Genomic DNA, 20,992 nt, shown 5'->3' with positions numbered 1-20,992 from the left:
GAGCACCCCCTCAATGAGACGAGCGAAAATCGTCGCCACCCTCGGCCCGGCAACGTCGTCGTACGAGACCATTCGTGCGATCATCGACGCCGGCGTGGACGTGGCCCGCATGAACCTCAGTCACGGAAGCTACGACGTCCACGAAGGCATCTACCGCATCGTGCGGAAGGCCGCGGACGACGCCGGGCGCGCGGTCGCGATCCTCGTCGACCTGCAGGGTCCGAAGATCCGCCTCGGCAAGTTCGAGGGCGGCCCGTACGCCCTCGCCGAGGGCGACGTCTTCACCATCACCACCGAGGACGTCCTCGGCACGCGCGAGCTCTCGGGCACCACGTTCAAGGGCCTCCCGGACGACGTGAACCCGGGCGACATGCTCCTCATCGACGACGGCAAGGTCGCTGTCCGCGTCACCGCCGTCGAGGGCCCCCGGGTCGTCACCGAGGTCGTCGTCCCCGGCAACGTCTCGAACAACAAGGGCATCAACCTGCCCGGTGTCGCGGTCAACGTCCCCGCCCTCTCCCAGAAGGACGAGGACGACCTCCGCTGGGCGATCCGCCTCGGCGCCGACATCATCGCCCTCTCCTTCGTGCGCAACGCCAGCGACATCGAGCGCGTGCACGAGATCATGGCGGAGGAGGGCCGCAAGGCTCCCGTCATCGCCAAGATCGAGAAGCCGCAGGCGGTCGACAACCTGCAGGAGATCATCGACGTCTTCGACGGCATCATGGTCGCCCGCGGCGACCTCGGCGTCGAGCTGCCCCTCGAGGCGGTGCCGATCGTGCAGAAGCACGCCGTCGAGCTCGCCCGCCGCTGGGCGAAGCCGGTCATCGTCGCGACCCAGATGCTCGAGTCGATGATCGAGAGCCCCCGCCCCACGCGGGCCGAGGCCTCGGACGTCGCGAACGCCATCCTCGACGGCGCGGACGCGGTCATGCTCTCGGGCGAGACCAGCGTCGGAGCCTGGCCCGTCGTCACCGTGCAGACCATGGCCCGCATCGTCGAGTCCACCGAGGAGCACGGCCTGGAGCGCATCCCCCCGCTGGGCAGCAAGCCCCGCACCCAGGGCGGATCGGTCACGCTGGCCGCCGCCGAGGTCGCGGAGTTCGTCGAGGCGAAGTTCCTCTGCGTGTTCACGGAGTCGGGCGACTCGGTCCGCCGCATGACGCGCCTGCGCCACGGCATCCCGATCATCGGCTTCACCCCCGAGCCGGCCGTCCGCCGCCGCATGGCGCTGAACTGGGGCGTCCAGTCCTTCGTCACGCCGCGCGTCAACCACACCGACGCGATGTTCGCGCAGGTGGACGCGGTGCTGCTCCGCGAGGGCCTCGCCCAGGCGGGCGAGACCGTGGTCGTCGTCTCCGGATCGCCCCCCGGGCGCGCCGGCACGACGAACGACATGCGGGTGCACATCGTCGGCTCGTCCAGCTCGGCCGACAGGGCCGAGAACTGGGACCACTGAGTCCAGCACCCCCGGAGGGCCCGGTCGCGAGAGCGGCCGGGCCCTCCGGCGTTCCCCGGCGGTCCGCGTGGCGGGACGCGCCTCCGCGGGCGGATACCGTGGACCCATGCGACTCGGCGTGCTCGACATCGGCTCCAACACGGTCCACCTGCTCCTCGTCGACGCGCACCCCGGCGCCCGCCCGGTGCCCTACCGCTCGCACAAGCGGAGCCTCGCTCTCGTGGCGCACCTCGACGAGGCGGGGGAGATCACCGAGCGTGGCCAGCGCGAGCTGATCGCGTTCGTGACCGAGGCCGCCGAGGTCGCCCGCGAGCACCGCGCGGAGGACCTGCTGGCGTTCGCGACCTCGGCGATCCGCGAGGCCGGCAACGGCGCGGCGGTCCTCGACCGGGTCCGCGCCGAGACGGGCGTGCACCTCCAGGAGCTCGGCGGCGAGGCGGAGGCGTCGGCCACCTTCCTCGCCGTGCGCCGCTGGTTCGGCTGGGGCGCGGGCTCGATCCTGGACCTCGACATCGGCGGTGGCTCGTTCGAGCTCTCGATGGGCGTGGACGAGGTGCCCGAGCTCGCCGTGTCGGTCCCGCTCGGAGCGGGGCGGGTGACGCGGGACCTGCTGGTCGGCGATCCCGCCTCGGCCACGAGCGTGAAGGCCGCCCGGCGTCACGCCCGCGAGGTGCTCGCGGAGCCCGTCCGCGGCTTCCTCGCCCTGGGGCGCCCCGACCTGGTCGCAGGCACGTCGAAGACCTTCCGGTCTCTGGCGCGGATCACCGGCGCCGCTCCGAGCGCCGCCGGTCCGCTGGTGCGCCGCGAGCTGCACCTGGTCGACCTCCGGCTGTGGTCCGCCCGCCTCGCCGCGATCAGCGCGGCCGATCGCTCAGCGCTGCCCGGCGTCTCCGCTCTGCGGGCTCCGCAGCTGCTCGCGGGCGCTCTCATCGCGGAGGCGGCCATGGACGCCCTCGGCATCGAGACGCTGGTGATCTGCCCCTGGGCCACCCGCGAGGGGCTGATCATCCGCCGCTTCGAGCTGCTCGACGCGCAGATCCAGCGTGCGGACGTTCAGCTCAGCGCGATGCTGTAGGGCAGCGACCGCCGGCCGCCCGGCTCGAGGACGATCTGGCGCGGCTTGTCGACGATGTCGCCGTCCCAGCCCTCGGGGGTCGGGACGCTCCGCCACGGCTCGAGGCAGACGAACGGGGCCCCGACGGGCTTCCACACGCCGACCACGTCGAAGTCCCCGGTGTCGACGACGATCGCGCGGGCGGCGCCGTCGGCCTCGAGCCGGAGGGTCCGCCGGCGCGGCTCGTCGAAGATCATCACGCCCTCCTCGAAGTGCGCGTCGTCCACTGTCAGGACCCCGTCCTCGAGCGGCGCCGGGTGGCGCGCCTCGAGCAGCAGGTTCTCCGGAGCGCGGCGGTACCCCTCCGGCTCGGGCTGCGCGAAGCGGATGCGGTGCTCGCCGCGGCCCTCGGGCAGCGGCAGCGCGAAGGCCGGGTGGTTCCCGAGCGAGAAGCCCAGCGGAGAGGGACCCCTGTTCTCGACGGTCTGGGTGATCCGGAGCGAGGCGCCGGTCACGGCGTAGGCGATGAGGAGCGTCCAGTCGAAGGGGAACACCGCGCGCGTGGCGTCGTCGCTCCGGAGCCGGAACACCGCCTCGTCCGCCGAGACGCCCGCGAGCTCGAAGACCCGGTCCCGCGCGAAGCCGTGCTGCCCCATCCGGTGGTCCGCGCCGTCGTGGTGCAGCGTGTCGCCGGGGAGGCGCCCGATGATCGGGAACAGGACGGGAGCGTGCCGGCGCCACTCCGGGCCGGCCTGCCACAGGTACTCGCGGCCCTCGTCGTCGCGGAGGGACGTCATCTCGGCCCCGGCGGTCGTCAGGGCGAGGCGCAGGCTCTCGCTGCCGAGGGTGAGGACGGTGGGCGCGGGGGAGTCGCTGCTGGTCATCCTCCGATTCTGCCCGTCACGCGGTGCGGGCGGGGGTGTCGGCGGCGCGTGGCAGCATGGGGCGGTGCCTCCCGAGTCGACCCCCTCCTCCTGGCGCGCCCGCGTCGGCGAGCTCAGCGGACCCCCCGAGGCCGAGTCGCCGACCGTCCTCACTCCGATCGGGCTGCAGTTCGAGCTGCGCCGGCTGGTGCGCCGGGCCGACGATCCGTGGCGGGCGCCGGCGAGCGAGCGCGTCACGGCGAAGACCTACGACCCCGACGAGCGCCGCGACCACCGTCTGGCCACCCGCCCCGCCGTCCGTGGGCGCGGGGGCGCCTGGAACCGCACCACCCTCACCTGGAAGTCGCTGAACTTCCAGACCCACCGGCTCTCGCTCGACCCCGCTCACCAGCGCTGGTTCGCCGAGTTCGCGGCTCTGCACCGCGCCACGCGCACCGTCCACCTCGGGCAGGACCCCGACTGGATCCACCTCGACGACTACGAGAGCCCGCTGCTCTGGCGGCTGCTCGAGCAGGCGCAGGCCGCCGGGATCCCGCTGCTCGCCCCGGAGAAGGGCGCGGTCCGTCTCGCCGGTCCCGCGCATGTGGCGGTGACGGTCTCGGCGGAGGAGGGAGCGCTCCGGCTGCGGCCCGTCCTGCGGATCGACGGCGCGGAGCACGCGCCCGAGTCGGCGCGTCCGGTCGCCCGGCACGGCGTCTACGCGGTCGAGGGCGGCGATCCGTCCTCGCTCCTGCTCGCGCCCGCGTCCCTGCCCTTCGACGACGAGGAGCTGCGGCTCCTCGACCACCCCGAGGAGACGGAGGTCCCGGCGGAGGACGTGCCCGAGTTCGTCGGCGAGCACCTCCCCGCCCTCCGCGGCCGCATCGCGGTGCGCGAGGAGGGCGTCGACCTCGTCCTGGACGATCCGGAGCCCCCGCGCCTGGTCTGCACGGTCTCGTTCGAGCCGCGGCGCGCCGTCGGCGTGGGCTGGCACTGGCGCCGCTCGGCCGATCGCGCGGGCGAGCTCGACGGCACGGCCGACGCCGCTCTCGAGCGCGCGGTGCTCCGCCGGGTGCGCTCGGTGCTCGGCGAGGCCGGGTCCGCTCTCGTGCCGGAGCCGGGGACGAGTGCGGTCCTGCGCGGGGCCGAGGCGGCGGTGTTCGTGGTGGAGCAGCTCCCGCAGCTGGAGGGGATCGGCGGGGTCCGGATCGAGCGCGAGGGCGCGGCCCCGGACTACCGCCTGCTGACCGGACCGCTCACGCTCACCATCACCGCGGTCGACACCGAGAGCGCCGACTGGTTCGACCTCGGCGTCGTCGTGACCATCGGCGACGCGACCGTGCCGTTCCTGCCCCTCTTCCGCGCTCTGGCCGCGGGCGGCGACCGCATCCGCCTGGTCGACCACTCCTACCTCTCGCTCGCGCACCCCGGCCTCGACCGGCTCCGGGAGCTGCTGACCCGGGCGGACGAGCTCGAGGAGTGGGAGACGGGACCGCGGCTCGGCCGGCACCAGACCGGGCTGTGGAACGAGCTGGAGGAGCTCGCCGACGAGAGCGTCCCCTCCGACGCGTGGCGCGCCGTGCTCGACTCCGCGCTGGCCGCCGGGTCGCCGGAGGACGTGGAGCCGCCGGAGGGCCTGACCGCCCGGCTGCGTCCGTACCAGCGGGCGGGCTACGCCTGGCTCGTGCACCGCCTCCGTCACGGGCTCGGCGGGATCCTGGCCGACGACATGGGCCTCGGCAAGACCCTGCAGGCGCTGGCCATGATGCTCGACGCGGTCGAGGAGGCGGGCCGCGCCGGGATCCGCCGCGCGCCGTTCCTCGTGGTCGCCCCCACCTCGGTCGTGCCGGGCTGGCGCTCGGAGGCCGAGCGCTTCGCGCCCGCCCTGCGCGTCCACGTCGTCGCGAGCTCGCGGGAGGGCGCGCTCGACGCGATCCCGGCCGACGCGGACGTGGTCCTCACCAGCTACGCGGTCCTGCGCCTCGGCGGCGAGCACTGGGCGTCGAGGACGTGGTCGGCGCTGATACTCGACGAGGCCCAGTTCGTCAAGAACCCCGCCTCGCAGACGCACCGGGCCGCCCGCGGGGTCGGCGCGCCCGTCACGCTCGCGCTCACCGGCACACCGCTGGAGAACTCGCTCGACGAGCTCTGGGCGGTCCTCGCCCTGGTGGCGTCCGGGCTCCTGCCGCCGCTGCGCCGCTTCCGCGAGGAGTACACCCGGCCGATCCTGCACGCGGAGGCGCCCGTCGGCATCGCCTCGCCCGATCTGTCCGAGGGACGGACCGTCAGCCACACCGAGGGCGCGCGCCGCCGCCTCGAGAGACTGCGCCGACGACTGCGTCCGTTCCTGCTCCGCCGCACCAAGGAGGCGGTGGCGCCGGAGCTCCCCGAGAAGCAGGAGCAGACGATCGAGGTCGCGCTGACCCCCGCCCACCGGGTGCTCTACGACGGCTACCTCCAGCGCGAGCGGCGGAAGCTCCTGGGTCTGGTCGACGACCTCGACCGGCAGCGCTTCACGGTGTTCCGATCGCTCACCCTCCTGCGCCTGCTCGCGCTCGACGCGTCCCTGGTCGACCCGGCCTACCGGCACGTCCCGTCCGCGAAGCTCGACGTGCTCGTCGAGCAGCTCGACGACGTGATCGCGGAAGGCCGTCGGGCCCTCGTCTTCAGCACCTTCACCTCGTACCTGGAGCGGGCGGGGGAGCGGCTGCGTCGGCGCGGCATCCCGTTCGTGCAGCTCGACGGCTCCACGCGGGACCGCGCGGGAGTGATCGAGGAGTTCCGCTCGGGAGCCGCGCCCGTCTTCCTGATCAGCCTGAAGGCGGGCGGCACCGGGCTCACCCTCACCGAGGCCGACCACGTCTTCATCCTCGACCCGTGGTGGAACCCGGCGGCCGAGGCGCAGGCCGTCGACCGCGCGCACCGCATCGGCCAGGAGCGGCGGGTGAACGTGTACCGGCTGGTGGCGACGGACACGATCGAGGAGAAGATCGTGCGCCTCCAGGAGCGCAAGGGCCGCCTCAGCACGGCGGTGCTCGACGAGGGCGAGCTCTTCGCCCGGGCGCTGTCGGCCGACGACGTCCGCGAACTGCTGGCCGAGTGACCACGGCCCCACGAAGGGTGACAGAACGGCCAGCCGCGGCCCAGGATCCGAGCGCACACTGAGCGGATGAGACGCCGCCGCCCCCGCCCCCGCGCCGACTGGATCGTCGCCCTCGAGAAGGGCGACGACGCCGGGCTCTTCGGACCGGGCAGCGCGGTCTGGGCGGTCAACGGCGGCCTGCCCACGATGATCGCCGGAGTGCGGGCTCTGCTCATGCAGACCCTCCACGCCGGAGCGATGGCCGGTGTGCACGACCACTCCCGCTACCGCCAGGACCCGATGGGCCGCCTCGACAACACGGTCCGCTGGGTCCTGACCACCAGCTTCGGCGACACCGCCGCGGCGAGCGGAGCGGCGCGCTGGGTGACCGGCGTGCACGAGCGGATCGTCGGCTCCTACGAGGACGCCGGCGGGCGTGAGCGCTCCTACTCGGCGCAGGACCCCCGCCTGCTGCTCTGGGTGCACGACGCCTTCACCGACGCGTTCCTCGGCGCCCACGAGATCTGGGGCGGACGGATCCCCGGCGGCCCCGACGCCTACGTGCGCGAGTGGGCCGCCTCCGGCCGGCTGCTCGGAGTGGAGGATCCGCCCGAGAGCGTCGCGGAGCTCCGCGCGCAGCTCGCCGGATTCGCGGGCGAGCTCAAGCCCGACGCACGCGTGCACGAGGCGGTCGGCTTCCTCCGCGACATCCGGCTGCCGGGCGAGGCGGGCGTGGTCTACCCGCTGCTGTTCGCCGGCGCGGTCGCCTCGCTCAGCCCCGAGGTGCGGAGGCTCCTGGGCCTCCGGCGCCCGTGGTGGCCCGCGATCACGGCGAACCGCCTGCTGTTCGTGTTCCTGGGCCGGTATCTCGGCCGGGTCTCGCCGAGCGAGCAGGCCGCGATCGACCGCATCGCCGGCCTCGACCAGGTGCGCACCGGCGCCTGACGCTCTTCCCGTACACCTGTCCGGGAAGTGGTAGACTTACGCCGATGACTCCCGCCCGCCTCGCCTCCGTGCCCGCGGCGGAGTCCCCCTCGGCGCTCGGCTCCGCCGATCCGCGAGCCCGGCGCACCCGCCGCCGCGTGTTCGACGCGGTCGAGCGGCTCGTCATGCAGAGCGACGGCGAGAGGGCCGAGGGCATCGCGGTGAGCGACATCGTGCGCGAGGCCGGGATCAGCCGCAGCTCGTTCTACGCCCACTTCGACGACGCGGCGGGAGTCGCCTCCGCGCTGCTCCGCCAGGACCTCGTGGTCGCCGACGTCGCCGAGGGCGATCCCGCCGACCGCTCCGGAGCCGACGCCCTGCAGCGCGGCTACTCGCGGCTCGTCGAGCGGCTGGTCGACCGCCACGCCTTCCATGCCCGGCTCCGCGCGCGGGCCTCCGCCCGGGTCGCCTCCGACGACGCCGTGCTCGACACGGCGCTCGCCCTGCACCGCGAGGTGCTCGCCCGGGTCGACGTCCCCGCAGCGGTCGACCCCGAGCTCACCGCGGTCTTCGCGGCCGGCGGCGTCCTCTCCGTGGTCGGCGCCTGGCTCGCCGGCTCCCTCGACGGCACCGACGAGGAGCTGGTCGAGCACCTCGTCGCGCTGCTCCCGGCCTGGCTCGCCGCGGCGCCGCTGCGCCCCCTGGACTCCTCACTCCCACCACGCCCCACGACGAAAGGCACGACATGATGACATTCGAGGTCGGCGAGACCCTGGTCTACCCGCACCACGGAGCGGTGACGATCACCGGGCTCGAGAAGCGCTCGGTCAAGGGCGTCGAGAAGACGTTCATGACGATGAACGTGCACACCAGCGAGCTCACCATCACCCTCCCCGTCGAGAACGCCGAGCTCGTCGGCGTCCGCGAGATCATCGACGACGCCGGAGTCCAGGCGGTCTACGACGTCCTGCGCAGCGACGTCGCGGAGGAGGCCAGCAACTGGTCCCGCCGCTTCAAGGCCAACCAGGAGAAGATGGCCAGCGGCAGCGTGTACCGCGTCAGCGAGGTCGTCCGCGACCTGTGGCGCCGCGAGCAGGCGGGCGGCGTCTCGGCCGGCGAGAAGCGGATGCTCCTCAAGGCGCGTCAGATCCTCGTGTCGGAGCTCTCGCTCGCCCTGAAGGGCACCGACGAGGAGGCCTCGGCCAAGCTCGACGAGGTCCTCGCCTCGGCGATCTGACCCCGCGTCGCGGCGGGTCGGCTCACTCGGGCCGGCACGCCGCGATGATCCTCGCGGCGACCTCGTCCTGCGAGGCGGAGCCGTCGATCCGCACCAGGAGCTCGCGCTCGTCGTAGACCTCCGCCAGAGGAGCCGTCTCGCGCTCGTAGACCTCGATCCGGTTCCGCACCACCTCGGGGTCGTCGTCGGCGCGGTCCTGCTCCTGCGCCCGCACGTGCAGCCGTTCGAGGACCACGTCCGCGTCGGCCGTCAGCAGCACGACGCACGAGAGCGGCGTGCCCCGCTCCTCGAGGAGCTCCGCCAGCGCGTCCACCTGGGCGAGCGTGCGCGGGTAGCCGTCGAGGATGAACCCGTCCCGGGCGTCCTCCTCGGCGATGCGCTCGGCGACCAGGGCGTTCGTCAGCTCGTCCGGCACGTACTCGCCGGCCTCCACGAGCGCCCGCAGACGCCGTCCGAGGTCGGTGCCGTCGGCGATGTGCGCGCGGAACAGATCGCCGGTGGAGATCGCCGGCACCCCCAGCTCGCGCGACAGCACGGCCGCCTGGGTGCCCTTGCCCACGCCGGGCGGGCCCATCATGATGACGCGCATCGCTCGTCCTCCTCGGTGTCGTCAGGCGATGCTAGCGGTGCGGAGCGGCGTGGCCGGTGCACACCGCGCCCGTAGGCTGGCGGGACGAGCCGAGGAGGAGCGATGCCCGCAGCACCCGGGGCCGAGCAGGCCGCCGCCGATCTGGCCGCGCTCCTGCGCCAGGTCTCCGCCGAGCTCGACGCCCGCGGCATCGCCGACCAGGCCGTCGCCGAGCTGCGGACGCCGCGCGCGATCCTCGGCTTCCGCCGCAAGCCGGTGATGGCGCCGGTGACCCGCGCGTGGCGCCTCGGCGTGGTGCTCCTCGGACGCGAGGGCGAGCTCCTCGCGACGGGCTCGGTCACGCGTGCCGTCGCTCCGCTGCACGCCAACAACCAGTCCGAGTCGCAGGAGGCGCGCCGCGAGATCCGGCGCGCCGCCTTCGACGGTCCGTTCCAGGAGGGCGAGATCGTCAACTACGGCTGGCGGCGCCTCGCACTGGACGCCGCAGCGCTCGAGTCGGGCCAGGAGCCGCTGGCACTGCGCGGCTCCGAGGTGCTCGTGCGCTGGGCGCCCGGTCTGGGCGAGCAGGGACTGATGCCGCTGCGCAGGTACCTGGCCGACCGCCTCGACCTCCTCGAGGCCGACTAGCGCCGGGTCACTCCTCCTCGGCCACCGGGTGGAACCACGGCGGGTAGACGGCGACGCGGGGAGAGGCGTCGATGCCCTCGAAGAGAGCCTTGACGCGGTTGCGGGCGGCGACCGACGCCACGCCGACCGTCGCGACGCCCTCGAGCGGGAAGCGCTCGGGCACGAGCGCCTCGGCGCTGCGCAGGGCCGGCTCGTCGACCAGGAGGCGCGCGAAGGTGCGCACGAGCGCGTCGCCCTCGGTGAAGCGCGTGAGGACGTGGGAGGCATCGCCGTCGCTCAGCACCGGGGCGGAGGCGAGCGAGCCCACCAGGACGACGTACTGCGAGGCGGTGGTCTCGTGGGCGCTCGGCGACCAGTGCGGAGCGACCCGCTCGCCGCGGAGGTCGGCCCAGAGGGCGGCGTCGGGGGAGAGGAAGAAGGGCACGAAGCCGGCAACGCTCACGCCGTCCTTCACCTGCACGGCACGGCGGTGCTCGCGGGTGGTCTCGGCGCTGACGTCGATCGCGGGGCGCTCCTGGAGCTGCTGGTCCGCCAGGATCGCGCCGGCGGCGACGATCGCCTCGAGGTTGTCGAGGTGGGTGACGTGGTAGATCCGCTGCGCGGCGATGTCGACCTTCGGCAGGGGCTTCTCGCGCGCCGTGCCGCGGGCGGCGGCGCGGGCGGTGGCCGCACGGGAGGTCCCGGGCACGCGCGCGGGGGCGCGGGTGGCACGGCCGACCTGCTCGGGGAGCTTCTTCGGGGTGCAGACGTCGCAGAGCGCGATGTCGAGGCCGTGGATGCATTCGGTGGGCACTCTGGATTCCTTCTGCGCGCGGGCTCGGGGTTCCGCCGCAGGGACGACGTTACGCGACCGGGGCCCCCGCGCGTCCCGGCGGCGGGGATCTGCGGAGCCGCGGCGTCCGCCCGGGCATCCTCTGGGAGGCGCCGGAGCACCGCTCCCCGCCGCGTAGCGTGAGCGGGATGAAGCGCGTGCCGCCCGCCGAGGGCCAGGAATCCGTCTGGGACTACCCGCGACCCCCGAGGGTCGAGACCACCACCGAGCACGTGGTCGTGCGGCTGGGCGGCGTCGTCGTCGCCGAGTCCCGCGACGCTCTCCGCGTCCTCGAGACGAGCCACCCTCCCGTCTACTACCTCCCCGTGTCCTCGTTCGCGCCCGGGGCGCTCGAGCCCGCGCCCGGCCGCAGCATCTGCGAGTTCAAGGGCGCGGCCTCCTACCTCACCGTGCGCGGGGGAGGAGGAGCGGTCGCGGAGGCGGCGGGCTGGACGTACCCCGAGCCGATGGCCGGCTTCGAGGCCCTCGTCGACACCGTCGCCCTCTACCCCGGCCGGATGGACTCCTGCACGGTCGACGGCGAGACGGTCCAGCCGCAGCCGGGCGACTTCTACGGCGGCTGGATCACCTCGCGTGTGGTCGGTCCGTTCAAGGGCTCGCCGGGCACGATGTTCTGGTGAATCAGACAGGGGAGGGCGGACCGAGCGGGTCCTGGACGAGGACCGCTCGTGCGGCGTCGATCCCCGAGGCCTCCAGCGTCCATTCCGGCCGCACCAAAGTCTCCGGCGTGACGCGGAACCGCAGCTCCTCGACCGGCGCACCGTCCGGACCGACGATCCGGTGCGTCCCGTTCGGCCGGTAGCCGAGGGCCTCCGAGACGCGGATCGAGCGGGTGTTCCAGGCGAGAGCGGCGCTCTCGGCGACCTCGGCTCCGAGGTGGTCGAAGGCGAGGAGGAGGACGGCGGCGCGCATCTCCTGCCCGAGGCCGCGGCCCTGCGCCGAGCGGGTGAGCCACGAGCCCGAGGTCAGGGTGCGGGTGGCGGCGAAGGACTCGGCGACCACGTCCTGGCAGCCGACGACCCGGCCGTCCTCGACCACGGCGAACGCGACGCGCCACGACTCCCGCGTCGTCTGCGCGCGCTGCGACCAGTGGAAGCGGGCGAGCTCGCCGGGCAGGCGCTCCGCCGGCGCCTCGGCCCAGGGGGAGGGGAACGGCGAGCGGCCGATCTCGTGCACGCCCGCGAGGGCTGCCTCGGCGAGAGGGCCGAGGTCGGCGTCGCGGACCGGATGCAGCTCGAGCCGCGGCGTGCGCAGCTCCAGCGAGAACAGGGGCCAGGGGTCGGTGCTCATCCGACGACGCTATCGAGCGGAGGCGCGCACCGCGCGACCAGGCGGGTACCGGTGGTGGGACTCGAACCCACAAGCCCTCTCGGACAGAGCATTTTGAGTGCCCCGCGTCTGCCATTCCGCCACACCGGCTCATCACCAGCCCGTCGAGAATACCGTAGGCTCATCGGCGTGACTGACCAGGAACCCTCGTCGACCGCACCCCGTCGGGTCGTCGTCGCCGAAGACGAATCCCTCATCCGCCTCGACATCGTGGAGATCCTCCGCGACAACGGCTTCGAGGTCGTCGGCGAGGCCGGCGACGGAGAGACCGCTGTGGCCCTCGCCACCGAGCTGCGCCCCGATCTCGTCATCATGGACGTCAAGATGCCCCAGCTCGACGGCATCTCGGCGGCCGAGCGCCTCTCGAAGGCGCACATCGCGCCCGTCGTCCTGCTCACCGCCTTCAGCCAGAAGGAGCTCGTCGAGCGCGCCAGCGAGGCCGGAGCGCTCGCCTACGTCGTGAAGCCCTTCACGCCCAACGACCTGCTGCCCGCGATCGAGATCGCCCTCTCGCGGTACGCCCAGATCCTCACCCTCGAGGCCGAGGTCGCCGACATGGTCGAGCGCTTCGAGACCCGCAAGCTCGTCGACCGCGCCAAGGGCCTGCTCAACGAGAAGATGGGGCTCACCGAGCCCGAGGCGTTCCGCTGGATCCAGAAGGCCTCCATGGACCGCCGGCTCACCATGCACGACGTCGCGCAGGCGATCATCGAGCAGCTGAGCACGAAGAAGGCGTAGCGCGAGGCCGGGCCCGAGGGCCCACGGCCTCAGGGCCAGAGGCGGGTGCGCTCCCACGGGGAGCCGCCCGCCTCCGTCGTTCCCGGGCGGTACTCGAGACGGGTGTGATCCTGCTCCGGCGCGGTCGAGCCCTGCCAGAACTCGATGCGCTCGGGCACGACGCGGTAGACGGCCCACTCGCGGTCGAGCGTCGCGGGCGAGCAGCCCACGGCGACGCTCGTCTGGAGCGTGACGAGGCCGAAGTCCTGCGCGCTGCGCATCGGCTCGCTCTGGCGTCCGACGAGCAGGGCGGTGCGAGCGGCCTCGGAGCGGCGGCGGAAGTCGTCGGCCGACTCCTGCGCGGAGGCGCGCTCGACCCGGCCCTCGACCCGGACCTGACGGCCCTGGACCGGCCAGAAGAAGGTCAGCGCGGCGTGCGGGTTCTCCTCCATCGCGCGTCCCTTGGGGCTGGTGGCATGGGTGGAGAACGCCCAGCCCGCCTCGTCGATCTCGCGCAGCACGAGCACGCGCGCCGAGACGGTGCCGTCGTCGGAGGCGGTGGAGAGCGTGGCGCCGTGGGGGAGGAGCTGGCCCGCGTCCTTCGCCTCCTCGAGCCACTGCGCGAACAGCTCGAGAGGATCGGCCGGAGCCGCCTCCGCATCGAACGAGGACAGCTCGGAGGGCATGGACGGGAGGCTCTTGAGGAGATGGCGAAGGCTCATCCGCTCAGTGTCGCCCTTCGGGCACCACCGGGCACAGTCGCGCGCCGTCGCTTGACAGTGCCGCTCGCCGCGGTGCCGGGTCCCCGAGCGGCGCGGCCGACCGGTCGATCCCCCGTCGCTCGCAGGCACGGGCGGTCCCGACGGCGGTCGCGGTCCTGGGCGTGGTCGTCGCCCTCCGCTCCCGCGAGGGGGACCCGTCCGCTCCCGTCAGCGGGCGTCGCGCATGATGTTGGTGATCCGCACGGTGGAGAGGCGGCGCCCCTCCTGGTCGCGCACGACGATCTCGTGGGTGGTGAGGGTGGAGCCCAGGTGGATCGCGTCGCAGGTGGCGATCACGAAGCCCGAGTGGACCGACCGGCTGTGGCTCGCGTTCAGCTCGATGCCCATCGCCAGGCGGCCCGCGCCGGCGTGCACGTTCGCCGCGATCGAGCCCATCGACTCGGCGAGCACGACGTGTGCGCCGCCGTGCAGGATGCCGACCGGCTGCCGGTTGCCCTCGACGGGCATCGAGGCCACCGAGTGCTGCGGGGTGAGCTCGTGCCAGAGGATCCCCATCCGCTCGGCGAGCTCGCCCATGCCGCGGCCGATCCCGGCGACCAGGTCGAGCGCGGGCGGGCGGATCCAGGCGGTCGTGGTGGGGGTCGGCTCGGTCACGTCGCTCCTCGCGCTGGAGCCTCGGAGCGGCCCTGACCGGCGGGCGCGAGCGGGCCGATCCGGTGTCGGAGGCGCTGTGTAGTCTGGCCCTGTGTCAGATCCGGAACAGCCTACCCTCCTGCTCGTCGACGGCCATTCCCTGGCGTTCCGGGCGTTCTACGCGCTCCCGGTCGACAGCTTCCAGACCCGCGAGGGCCAGCACACGAACGCCATCCACGGCTTCCTCTCGATGCTGATCCTGCTGCTGAAGAACGAGAAGCCGACCCACCTCGGCGTCGCGTTCGACATCTCCCGCTACTCGTTCCGCACCCGCGAGTACCCGGAGTACAAGGGCACCCGCGGCGAGACGCCGCCCGAGTTCAAGGGCCAGGTCCCCCTCCTCGAGGAGGCGCTGCACGCCATGAACATCCGGACCGTGTCGAAGGAGGACTTCGAGGCCGACGACATCCTCGCGACGCTCGCGCGCCAGGGGGCCGAGGCCGGCTTCCGCGTGCTGGTCGTCTCGGGCGACCGCGACACCATCCAGCTGGTGACCCCGGACGTGACCCTGCTCTACCCCTCCACCCAGGGCGTCTCGCAGCTCACCCGCTACGACCGCGACAAGGTGTTCGAGAAGTACGGCGTCGAGCCGCACCAGTACCCCGAGATCGCCGCCCTCGTCGGCGAGACCAGTGACAACCTGCCCGGCGTCGACAAGGTCGGCCCCAAGACGGCCGCGAAGTGGGTCAACCAGTACGGCACGGTCGCCGACATCATCGCCCACGCCGACGAGATCAAGGGCGTGGTCGGCGAGAAGCTGCGCGAGCAGAAGGAGAACGCGCTCCGCAACCGCCGCCTCAACCGGCTGGTGACGGACGTCGAGCTCCCCCTCGGGCCGCACGATCTGATGCGCCGTCCGATCGATCCCGACGCGGTCCGCGAGATCTTCAGCCGCCTCGAGTTCAAGACCCTGCAGGAGCGGGTCCTCACGATCGCCGCGGAGGAGGGCGTCGACGGCGCTGCCGCGGCCCTGGCGGGCGACGTGGTCACGACCTCCGCACCCGCCGTCCGCACCCTGGTCGACGAGGAGCTCGCGCACTGGCTCGACCGCGTGTCGGCGAAGGGCACCGCGCCCGTCGCCGTGCAGGTCCTGCTCGGAGCCGGCGGGCTCGAGGGTGTGGGCCTCGCGGTCGAGAAGGAGACGGCGTTCGTCCCGTGGGCCGCCGAGCGGCCCGACTACACCGCGCTCGAGCAGTGGCTGGCCGGGCCCGCCCCCAAGTACTTCGCCGACGCGAAGCCCCAGATCAAGGCGCTGCGGAGGGCCGGACTCCCCGTCGCGGGGCTCGCGTTCGACACCCGCGTCGCCTCCTGGCTGGTGCAGCCCACCGGGCACCCGGCCACGCTCGCGGCGCAGGTCGCGCAGCACCTCGACGAGACCATGGCGCAGGGCGACCCGAACCAGCTGGTCCCCACCGTCGAGCCGATGGGGCCTGCCACCGAGGCCTGGTACGCGTACCGGCTCGTCGCTCCGCTGCGCGAGCGGCTGGGCGAGGGGATGCTCTCGGTGCTCGTCGACATCGAGCTGCCGATCGTCCAGGTCCTCGCGACGATGGAGCTCACCGGCGTCGCGATCGACGCCGACGTGCTGGCGCGCCTCCGCGCCGAGCTGACCGTCTCGGCCGCCGACCTCGCGAGCCGCGCGTTCGCCGAGATCGGCCACGAGATGAACCTCGGCTCGCCCAAGCAGCTGCAGCAGGTCCTCTTCGAGGAGCTCGACATGCCGCGCACCCGGGCCACGAAGACGGGCTACACCACCGACGCCTCCGCCCTCGCAGACCTGCAGGAGTCCCACCCGCACCCGTTCCTCGGGCTGCTCCTCGAGCACCGCGACGCGACCAAGCTCAAGCAGATCATCGAGACGCTCGAGAAGTCGGTCACCGCCGACGGCCGGATCCACACCAGCTACGACCAGACCGGCACGGCCACCGGCCGGATCTCCTCCAACGACCCGAACCTGCAGAACATCCCCGTCCGCAGCGAGGTGGGCCGCCGCATCCGCACCGCCTTCGTCCACGGAGCGGACGCGAGCACCCTCCTCACCGCCGACTACTCGCAGATCGAGATGCGGATCATGGCGCACCTCTCCGGGGACGCCGGGCTGATCGAGGCCTTCCACTCCGGCGAGGACCTGCACCGCTTCGTCGGATCGCGGATCTTCGGCGTCGATCCGGGCGACGTCACCTCGGCCATGCGCAACAAGGTCAAGGCGATGTCGTACGGTCTCGCCTACGGCCTGAGCGCCTTCGGCCTGTCGAAGCAGCTGCGCATCTCGAGCGCCGAGGCCAAGCAGCTGATGACCGACTACTTCGTCCGCTTCGGCGCGGTGCGCGACTACCTCCGCAGCGTCGTCGAGCAGGCCCGCGAGACCGGCTACACCGAGACGATCTTCGGACGCCGGCGTCCGTTCCCCGACCTGCAGAGCGCGAACCGCGTCCTCCGCGACAACGCCGAGAGGGCGGCACTCAACTCGCCGATCCAGGGCTCGGCCGCCGACATCATGAAGCGCGCGATGATCGGCGTGCAGGCCGACCTCGACGAGCAGGGGCTCGGCTCGCGGATGCTCCTCCAGGTGCACGACGAGCTGATCTTCGACGTCGCCCCCGGCGAGGAGGAGCCGCTCGAGGCGGTCGTACGCGGCCGGATGGCGGGTGCCGCCGACCTGAGCGTCCCGCTCGAGGTGCAGGTGGGCCACGGGTCCGACTGGGACGTCGCCGCGCACTGAGCCGGCCGCAGGGCCTGGCTAGGCTCGGAGGCATGAGCACCGACACCCCCCGCGAGCCCACCGCCGTCGACGCCGTCGCCGAGCGCTGGGTCGACACGCTCGTCGACCTCGACCCCACCCTCGGCACCTCGATCGGACGCAGCGGCGCGAACGGCCGTCTGGGCGACTACTCGCCGGCCGGTCTCGAGCAGGCCCGGGCGGCGACCGCCTCGGCCCTCGCCGAGCTCGAGGCCGCCGACCCCGTGGACGACGTCGACCGCGTCACGGCCGCCGACCTCGGCGCCGAGCTCCGGCTCTCCCTGGAGGGGCACGACGCCGGTCTGCCGCTGCGGGACCTCAACGTGATCGCGTCTCCGGCGCAGGAGCTGCGCGACGTCTTCGACCTGATGCCGACGGACGAGGTCGCCGACTGGGAGGCGGTCGCCGAGCGGCTGCTGGCCGTGCCGGCCGCCCTCGAGGGCTACGCGGAGACCCTGCGCGAGGGGATCCGCACCGGCGTGGTCCCCGCCCGCCGCCAGGTCGAGCTCGTCGCCGAGCAGGCGCGGAAGATCGCCGCTCCCCGCGGGTTCTTCGCCGAGCTGGCCGCGGAGGCCGCTCCCGCCGCCGGATCCCTGCCCGCGTCGCTCGCTCAGCGACTGGAGGACGGCGCCCGCCGTTCCTCGGCCGCCTACGGGTCGCTCGCGCAGTTCCTCCGGGGCGAGCTCGCCCCCGCCGCGACCGAGCAGGACGCCGTCGGCCGGGAGCTGTACGCGCTGCACTCCCGCCGCTTCCTCGGCGCTGTCGTCGACCTCGACGAGACCTACGAGTGGGGGATCGAGGAGCTGGCCCGCATGACGTCCGAGCAGGAGGCGATCGCGCGCGAGATCCTGCCCGGCGCCTCCGTCGCCGAGGCGATCGCCCACCTCGAGGCGGACCCGGCCCGCACTCTGCACGGCGTCGACGCTCTGCAGGCCTGGATGCAGGAGACCAGCGACCGCTCCGTCCGCGAGCTCGCCGGCACCGCCTTCGACATCCCGGAGGAGGTGCGCCGCCTCGAGTGCAGGATCGCGCCGACCCAGGAGGGCGGCATCTACTACACCGGTCCGAGCGACGACTTCTCGCGCCCGGGGCGGATGTGGTGGTCGGTCCCGGCCGGAGTCACCGAGTTCGCCACCTGGCGGGAGCTGACCACGGTCTACCACGAGGGCGTCCCGGGCCACCACCTGCAGATCGGCCAGGCCGTCCACAACCGCGCCCGCCTCAACACCTGGCGCCGTCAGCTCGCCGGGACCTCCGGCCACGCCGAGGGCTGGGCGCTCTACGCGGAGCGGCTGATGGAGCGCTTCGGCTACCTCGACGACCCGGCCGACCGCCTGGGCATGCTCGACGGCCAGCGGATGCGCGCGGCGCGCGTCGTGCTGGACATCGGCGTGCACCTCCAGAAGCCGATGCCGGGCTCCGACACCGTCTGGACCGCCGACTCGGCCCTCGACTTCATGCGGGCCAACGTGAACATGGACGACGCGTTCGTGCGCTTCGAGGTGAACCGGTACCTCGGCTGGCCGGGGCAGGCTCCGTCCTACAAGATCGGGCAGCGGATCTGGGAGCAGCTGCGCGACGAGGCGGAGGCGCGCGAGGGCGCCGCGTTCTCGCTCGCGGCCTTCCACCGGAGGGCGCTCGACCTCGGCGGCGTCGGTCTCGACACCCTCCGCTCCTCCCTCGCCGGCTGACTCCGGAACCCGCGCCTGGACGGGCGCGGCGAGATTGCCGTGCGCCTCCCGGGGCGTCTAAGCTGGGGTGTCACATCTGTGGCGCCGCCGTGCCCGCGGCGCGCGAGGAAGGCCGGTCCTCCGGCCGGCCGAGCGCGGCTCCCGGGCCGGAGGCACATCCCTCACCACCGCAGTGGTCACCACTCCGCCGAGCCGCGAGGCCCGCAGGCGGCCGCCGCCCGAGACCCATCCATCCTGGAGCATCCCTTAATGACAACCGCAACGACCGACAAGGCAACCAAGCAGGTCGCGATCAACGACATCGGGTCTGCTGAAGACTTTCTTGCCGCGGTCGAAAAGACTCTGAAGTTCTTCAACGACGGAGACCTCATCGAAGGCACCGTCGTGAAGATCGACCGCGACGAGGTCCTCCTCGACGTCGGCTACAAGACCGAGGGCGTCATCCCCTCGCGCGAGCTCTCCATCAAGCACGACGTCGACCCCTCCGAGGTCGTCAACGTGGGCGACAGCGTCGAGGCCCTCGTCCTCCAGAAGGAGGACAAGGAGGGTCGCCTGATCCTGTCCAAGAAGCGTGCGCAGTACGAGCGCGCGTGGGGCGACGTCGAGAAGATCAAGGAGTCGGACGGCGTCGTCACCGGCTCGGTCATCGAGGTCGTCAAGGGCGGTCTCATCGTCGACATCGGCCTCCGCGGCTTCCTCCCGGCCTCGCTCATCGAGCTGCGCCGCGTCCGCGACCTCACGCCGTACCTCGGCCAGGAGATCGAGGCGAAGATCCTCGAGCTCGACAAGAACCGCAACAACGTGGTCCTGTCGCGTCGCGCGCTCCTCGAGCAGACCCAGTCCGAGAGCCGCACCACATTCCTGAACAACCTGCACAAGGGTCAGGTCCGCAAGGGCGTCGTGTCGTCGATCGTCAACTTCGGTGCGTTCGTCGACCTCGGCGGCGTCGACGGTCTCGTCCACGTCTCCGAGCTCTCCTGGAAGCACATCGAGCACGCCTCCGAGGTCGTCGAGGTGGGCCAGGAGGTCACCGTCGAGATCCTCGAGGTCGACCTCGACCGCGAGCGCGTGTCGCTCTCGCTCAAGGCGACCCAGGAGGACCCGTGGCAGGTCTTCGCCCGCACCCACGCGATCGGACAGGTCGCGCCGGGCAAGGTCACGAAGCTGGTCCCGTTCGGTGCCTTCGTCCGCGTCGCGGACGGCATCGAGGGCCTCGTCCACATCTCCGAGCTGTCGGGCAAGCACGTCGAGCTCGCCGAGCAGGTCGTGTCGGTCGGCGAAGAGGTGTTCGTCAAGGTCATCGACATCGACCTCGACCGTCGCCGCATCTCCCTCTCGCTCAAGCAGGCGAACGAGAACGTCGACCCCGAGGGCACCGAGTTCGACCCGGCGCTCTACGGCATGGCCACGGAGTACGACGACCAGGGGAACTACAAGTACCCCGAGGGCTTCGACCCCGAGACCAACGAGTGGCGCGAGGGCTTCGAGTCGCAGCGCGAGGCCTGGGAGCAGGAGTACGCCGCTGCTCAGGCGCGCTGGGAGGCCCACAAGGCCCAGGTGGCCAAGTCGCAGGAGGAGGCGGCCACCGTCTCCGAGGGCGTCTCGGTCGGCGCCGGCTTCACCAGCGAGTCGACCACCGGCGGCACCCTCGCCGACGACGAGTCGCTCGCCGCGCTCCGCGAGAAGCTGTCCTCGAACAACTGATCGCGAGCACATCGCATCGAACGGCCGGTCCCCTCGGGGGCCGGCCGTTCGGCGTTCCGGGCGACGGCGCTGGGTAGGGTGGCCGGGTGCATCTCGTCGCCCTCACCGGAGGCATCGCCTCGGGCAAGTCCACCGTCGCCCGCCGTCTCGCCGAGCACGGAGCGGTGGTGGTCGACGCCGACGTCCTCGCGCGCGAGGTCGTCGAGCCGGGGGAGCCGGCGCTGGCGGCGATCGCCGAGCGCTTCGGCCCGTCCGTGATCCGCGCGGACGGCGCGCTGGACCGCCCGGCGCTCGGCGCGATCGTCTTCTCGGACGCGGCGGCCCGCGCCGACCTCAATGCGATCACCCATCCGGCGGTGACGCTCCGCTCGCAGCGGCTGTTCGCGGAGGCCGCCGAGGCGGACCCGGCCGCGGTGGTCGTCTACGACGTCCCCCTCCTCGCCGAGGGCCGTGGAGCGGGGGAGTTCGACGAGGTGGTCGTCGTGCACGCGCCGCAGCACCTCCGCATCGAACGTCTCGTCGCCCTCCGGGGACTGACCGAGGAGGAGGCTCGTGCGCGGGTCTCGTCGCAGGCGAGCGACGAGGAGCGCCTCGCCCTCGCCGACGTCGTGATCGACTCCTCCGGCACGCTGGAGGAGACGCTCGCTCGGACCGACGCGCTGTGGGAGCGTCTCGCCCGCTGACGGTCCGTCCCGGACACCCGCCCTCGTGGCCGAGCGGCCCGGTCGG

General features: G+C 73.0%; 19 protein-coding genes and 1 tRNA gene. 13 read left to right on the top strand and 7 right to left on the bottom strand.

Features of this window, described 5'->3' with window-relative positions:
• Positions 1–13: 13 nt before the first annotated feature.
• Both pyk and C5B93_RS07285 read left to right on the top strand, forming a co-directional pair.
• Complete coding sequence (gene pyk / locus C5B93_RS07290; protein WP_104221869.1) at positions 14–1,459, top strand: pyruvate kinase; 1,446 nt, start codon at positions 14–16, stop codon at positions 1,457–1,459.
• A 106-nt stretch (positions 1,460–1,565) separates the two neighbouring features.
• Positions 1,566–2,534 carry an exopolyphosphatase gene (locus C5B93_RS07285; protein WP_104292123.1) on the top strand — a complete coding sequence of 323 codons (969 nt, stop codon included), beginning with the start codon at positions 1,566–1,568 and terminating at the stop codon, positions 2,532–2,534.
• On the opposite strand, the gene C5B93_RS07280 is transcribed toward C5B93_RS07285, so the two are convergent.
• The gene (locus tag C5B93_RS07280; RefSeq protein WP_104292122.1) at positions 2,513–3,397 is read right to left on the bottom strand and encodes an aldose 1-epimerase family protein; all 885 of its coding nucleotides are present in this window, start codon (positions 3,395–3,397) and stop codon (positions 2,513–2,515) included. The two genes, C5B93_RS07285 and C5B93_RS07280, sit on opposite strands and share 22 nt — an antisense overlap.
• 64 nt (positions 3,398–3,461) lie before the next feature.
• On the opposite strand from C5B93_RS07280, the gene C5B93_RS07275 reads away from it, so the two are divergent.
• The 4 genes from C5B93_RS07275 (at position 3,462) to C5B93_RS07260 (ending at position 8,619) form a co-directional block, all read left to right on the top strand.
• Entirely contained in the window at positions 3,462–6,479 is a 3,018-nt protein-coding gene (locus tag C5B93_RS07275; protein ID WP_104292139.1) for a DEAD/DEAH box helicase, read from the top strand.
• A gap of 66 nt (positions 6,480–6,545) precedes the next feature.
• Complete coding sequence (locus tag C5B93_RS07270) at positions 6,546–7,403, top strand: oxygenase MpaB family protein (RefSeq protein WP_104292121.1); 858 nt, start codon at positions 6,546–6,548, stop codon at positions 7,401–7,403.
• A gap of 44 nt (positions 7,404–7,447) precedes the next feature.
• Positions 7,448–8,131: a TetR/AcrR family transcriptional regulator gene (locus C5B93_RS07265; RefSeq protein ID WP_104221877.1), complete on the top strand. Its 684-nt coding sequence runs from the start codon at positions 7,448–7,450 to the stop codon at positions 8,129–8,131.
• The gene (locus C5B93_RS07260; RefSeq protein ID WP_068257183.1) at positions 8,131–8,619 is read left to right on the top strand and encodes a CarD family transcriptional regulator; all 489 of its coding nucleotides are present in this window, start codon (positions 8,131–8,133) and stop codon (positions 8,617–8,619) included. Before C5B93_RS07265 ends, C5B93_RS07260 begins: the two co-directional genes overlap by 1 nt.
• Before the next feature lie 22 nt (positions 8,620–8,641).
• On the opposite strand, the gene C5B93_RS07255 is transcribed toward C5B93_RS07260, so the two are convergent.
• Positions 8,642–9,208 carry an adenylate kinase gene (locus C5B93_RS07255; protein WP_104292120.1) on the bottom strand — a complete coding sequence of 189 codons (567 nt, stop codon included), beginning with the start codon at positions 9,206–9,208 and terminating at the stop codon, positions 8,642–8,644.
• A gap of 102 nt (positions 9,209–9,310) precedes the next feature.
• Here C5B93_RS07255 and C5B93_RS07250 point away from each other — a divergent pair, with 102 nt between their 5' ends.
• Entirely contained in the window at positions 9,311–9,835 is a 525-nt protein-coding gene (locus C5B93_RS07250) for a hypothetical protein (RefSeq protein ID WP_104292119.1), read from the top strand.
• Positions 9,836–9,842: 7 nt separating this feature from the next.
• Here C5B93_RS07250 and C5B93_RS07245 read toward each other — a convergent pair whose 3' ends face one another.
• Positions 9,843–10,628, bottom strand: a complete 786-nt coding sequence (locus C5B93_RS07245) for a DarT ssDNA thymidine ADP-ribosyltransferase family protein (RefSeq protein WP_104221883.1) — start codon at positions 10,626–10,628, stop codon at positions 9,843–9,845.
• Positions 10,629–10,795: 167 nt separating this feature from the next.
• Between C5B93_RS07245 and C5B93_RS07240 the strand changes: the two genes are divergently transcribed.
• Positions 10,796–11,287 carry a DUF427 domain-containing protein gene (locus tag C5B93_RS07240; protein WP_104225302.1) on the top strand — a complete coding sequence of 164 codons (492 nt, stop codon included), beginning with the start codon at positions 10,796–10,798 and terminating at the stop codon, positions 11,285–11,287.
• Position 11,288: 1 nt separating this feature from the next.
• Here C5B93_RS07240 and C5B93_RS07235 read toward each other — a convergent pair whose 3' ends face one another.
• Together C5B93_RS07235 and C5B93_RS07230 are read right to left on the bottom strand one after the other, a co-directional pair.
• The gene (locus C5B93_RS07235) at positions 11,289–11,957 is read right to left on the bottom strand and encodes a GNAT family N-acetyltransferase (protein ID WP_104292118.1); all 669 of its coding nucleotides are present in this window, start codon (positions 11,955–11,957) and stop codon (positions 11,289–11,291) included.
• A gap of 46 nt (positions 11,958–12,003) precedes the next feature.
• Positions 12,004–12,086, bottom strand: a tRNA-Leu gene (locus C5B93_RS07230).
• Positions 12,087–12,125: 39 nt separating this feature from the next.
• On the opposite strand from C5B93_RS07230, the gene C5B93_RS07225 reads away from it, so the two are divergent.
• A complete protein-coding gene (locus tag C5B93_RS07225; protein WP_104221889.1) occupies positions 12,126–12,734 on the top strand; it encodes an ANTAR domain-containing response regulator in 609 nt (202 codons plus the stop codon).
• A 29-nt stretch (positions 12,735–12,763) separates the two neighbouring features.
• Here C5B93_RS07225 and C5B93_RS07220 read toward each other — a convergent pair whose 3' ends face one another.
• Positions 12,764–13,435, bottom strand: a complete 672-nt coding sequence (locus tag C5B93_RS07220; RefSeq protein ID WP_104292117.1) for a pyridoxal 5'-phosphate synthase — start codon at positions 13,433–13,435, stop codon at positions 12,764–12,766.
• 207 nt (positions 13,436–13,642) lie between these two features.
• Positions 13,643–14,089 carry a PaaI family thioesterase gene (locus C5B93_RS07215; RefSeq protein WP_374953134.1) on the bottom strand — a complete coding sequence of 149 codons (447 nt, stop codon included), beginning with the start codon at positions 14,087–14,089 and terminating at the stop codon, positions 13,643–13,645.
• A 91-nt stretch (positions 14,090–14,180) separates the two neighbouring features.
• Between C5B93_RS07215 and polA the strand changes: the two genes are divergently transcribed.
• The 4 genes from polA to coaE all read left to right on the top strand — a co-directional run bounded on the left by polA (position 14,181) and on the right by coaE (position 20,946).
• The gene (polA, locus tag C5B93_RS07210; RefSeq protein ID WP_104292116.1) at positions 14,181–16,850 is read left to right on the top strand and encodes a DNA polymerase I; all 2,670 of its coding nucleotides are present in this window, start codon (positions 14,181–14,183) and stop codon (positions 16,848–16,850) included.
• 32 nt (positions 16,851–16,882) lie between these two features.
• Positions 16,883–18,559: a DUF885 domain-containing protein gene (locus C5B93_RS07205; protein WP_104292115.1), complete on the top strand. Its 1,677-nt coding sequence runs from the start codon at positions 16,883–16,885 to the stop codon at positions 18,557–18,559.
• Positions 18,560–18,808: 249 nt separating this feature from the next.
• Positions 18,809–20,263, top strand: a complete 1,455-nt coding sequence (rpsA, locus tag C5B93_RS07200; protein WP_104221897.1) for a 30S ribosomal protein S1 — start codon at positions 18,809–18,811, stop codon at positions 20,261–20,263.
• 86 nt (positions 20,264–20,349) lie between these two features.
• Positions 20,350–20,946: a dephospho-CoA kinase gene (gene coaE / locus C5B93_RS07195; protein WP_104221899.1), complete on the top strand. Its 597-nt coding sequence runs from the start codon at positions 20,350–20,352 to the stop codon at positions 20,944–20,946.
• The last annotated feature ends 46 nt before the right edge of the window (positions 20,947–20,992 follow it).

It is taken from the genome of Rathayibacter sp. AY1A2 (assembly GCF_002930935.1).
Classification (GTDB): Bacteria; Actinomycetota; Actinomycetes; order Actinomycetales; family Microbacteriaceae; genus Rathayibacter.
Note: the sequence above shows the minus strand (reverse complement) of the source record. Positions and strands in the feature narration are given on the sequence as shown.

Coding starts and splice junctions, on each gene's coding strand:
- C5B93_RS07270 (WP_104292121.1), top strand. CDS start 6,546: ATGAGACGCCGCCGCCCCCGCCCCCGCGCCGACTGGATCGTCGCCCTC.
- C5B93_RS07285 (WP_104292123.1), top strand. CDS start 1,566: ATGCGACTCGGCGTGCTCGACATCGGCTCCAACACGGTCCACCTGCTC.
- C5B93_RS07280 (WP_104292122.1), bottom strand. CDS start 3,397: ATGACCAGCAGCGACTCCCCCGCGCCCACCGTCCTCACCCTCGGCAGC.
- C5B93_RS07250 (WP_104292119.1), top strand. CDS start 9,311: ATGCCCGCAGCACCCGGGGCCGAGCAGGCCGCCGCCGATCTGGCCGCG.
- pyk (WP_104221869.1), top strand. CDS start 14: ATGAGACGAGCGAAAATCGTCGCCACCCTCGGCCCGGCAACGTCGTCG.
- C5B93_RS07205 (WP_104292115.1), top strand. CDS start 16,883: ATGAGCACCGACACCCCCCGCGAGCCCACCGCCGTCGACGCCGTCGCC.
- rpsA (WP_104221897.1), top strand. CDS start 18,809: ATGACAACCGCAACGACCGACAAGGCAACCAAGCAGGTCGCGATCAAC.
- C5B93_RS07255 (WP_104292120.1), bottom strand. CDS start 9,208: ATGCGCGTCATCATGATGGGCCCGCCCGGCGTGGGCAAGGGCACCCAG.
- C5B93_RS07235 (WP_104292118.1), bottom strand. CDS start 11,957: ATGAGCACCGACCCCTGGCCCCTGTTCTCGCTGGAGCTGCGCACGCCG.
- C5B93_RS07265 (WP_104221877.1), top strand. CDS start 7,448: ATGACTCCCGCCCGCCTCGCCTCCGTGCCCGCGGCGGAGTCCCCCTCG.
- C5B93_RS07260 (WP_068257183.1), top strand. CDS start 8,131: ATGACATTCGAGGTCGGCGAGACCCTGGTCTACCCGCACCACGGAGCG.
- C5B93_RS07220 (WP_104292117.1), bottom strand. CDS start 13,435: ATGAGCCTTCGCCATCTCCTCAAGAGCCTCCCGTCCATGCCCTCCGAG.
- C5B93_RS07240 (WP_104225302.1), top strand. CDS start 10,796: ATGAAGCGCGTGCCGCCCGCCGAGGGCCAGGAATCCGTCTGGGACTAC.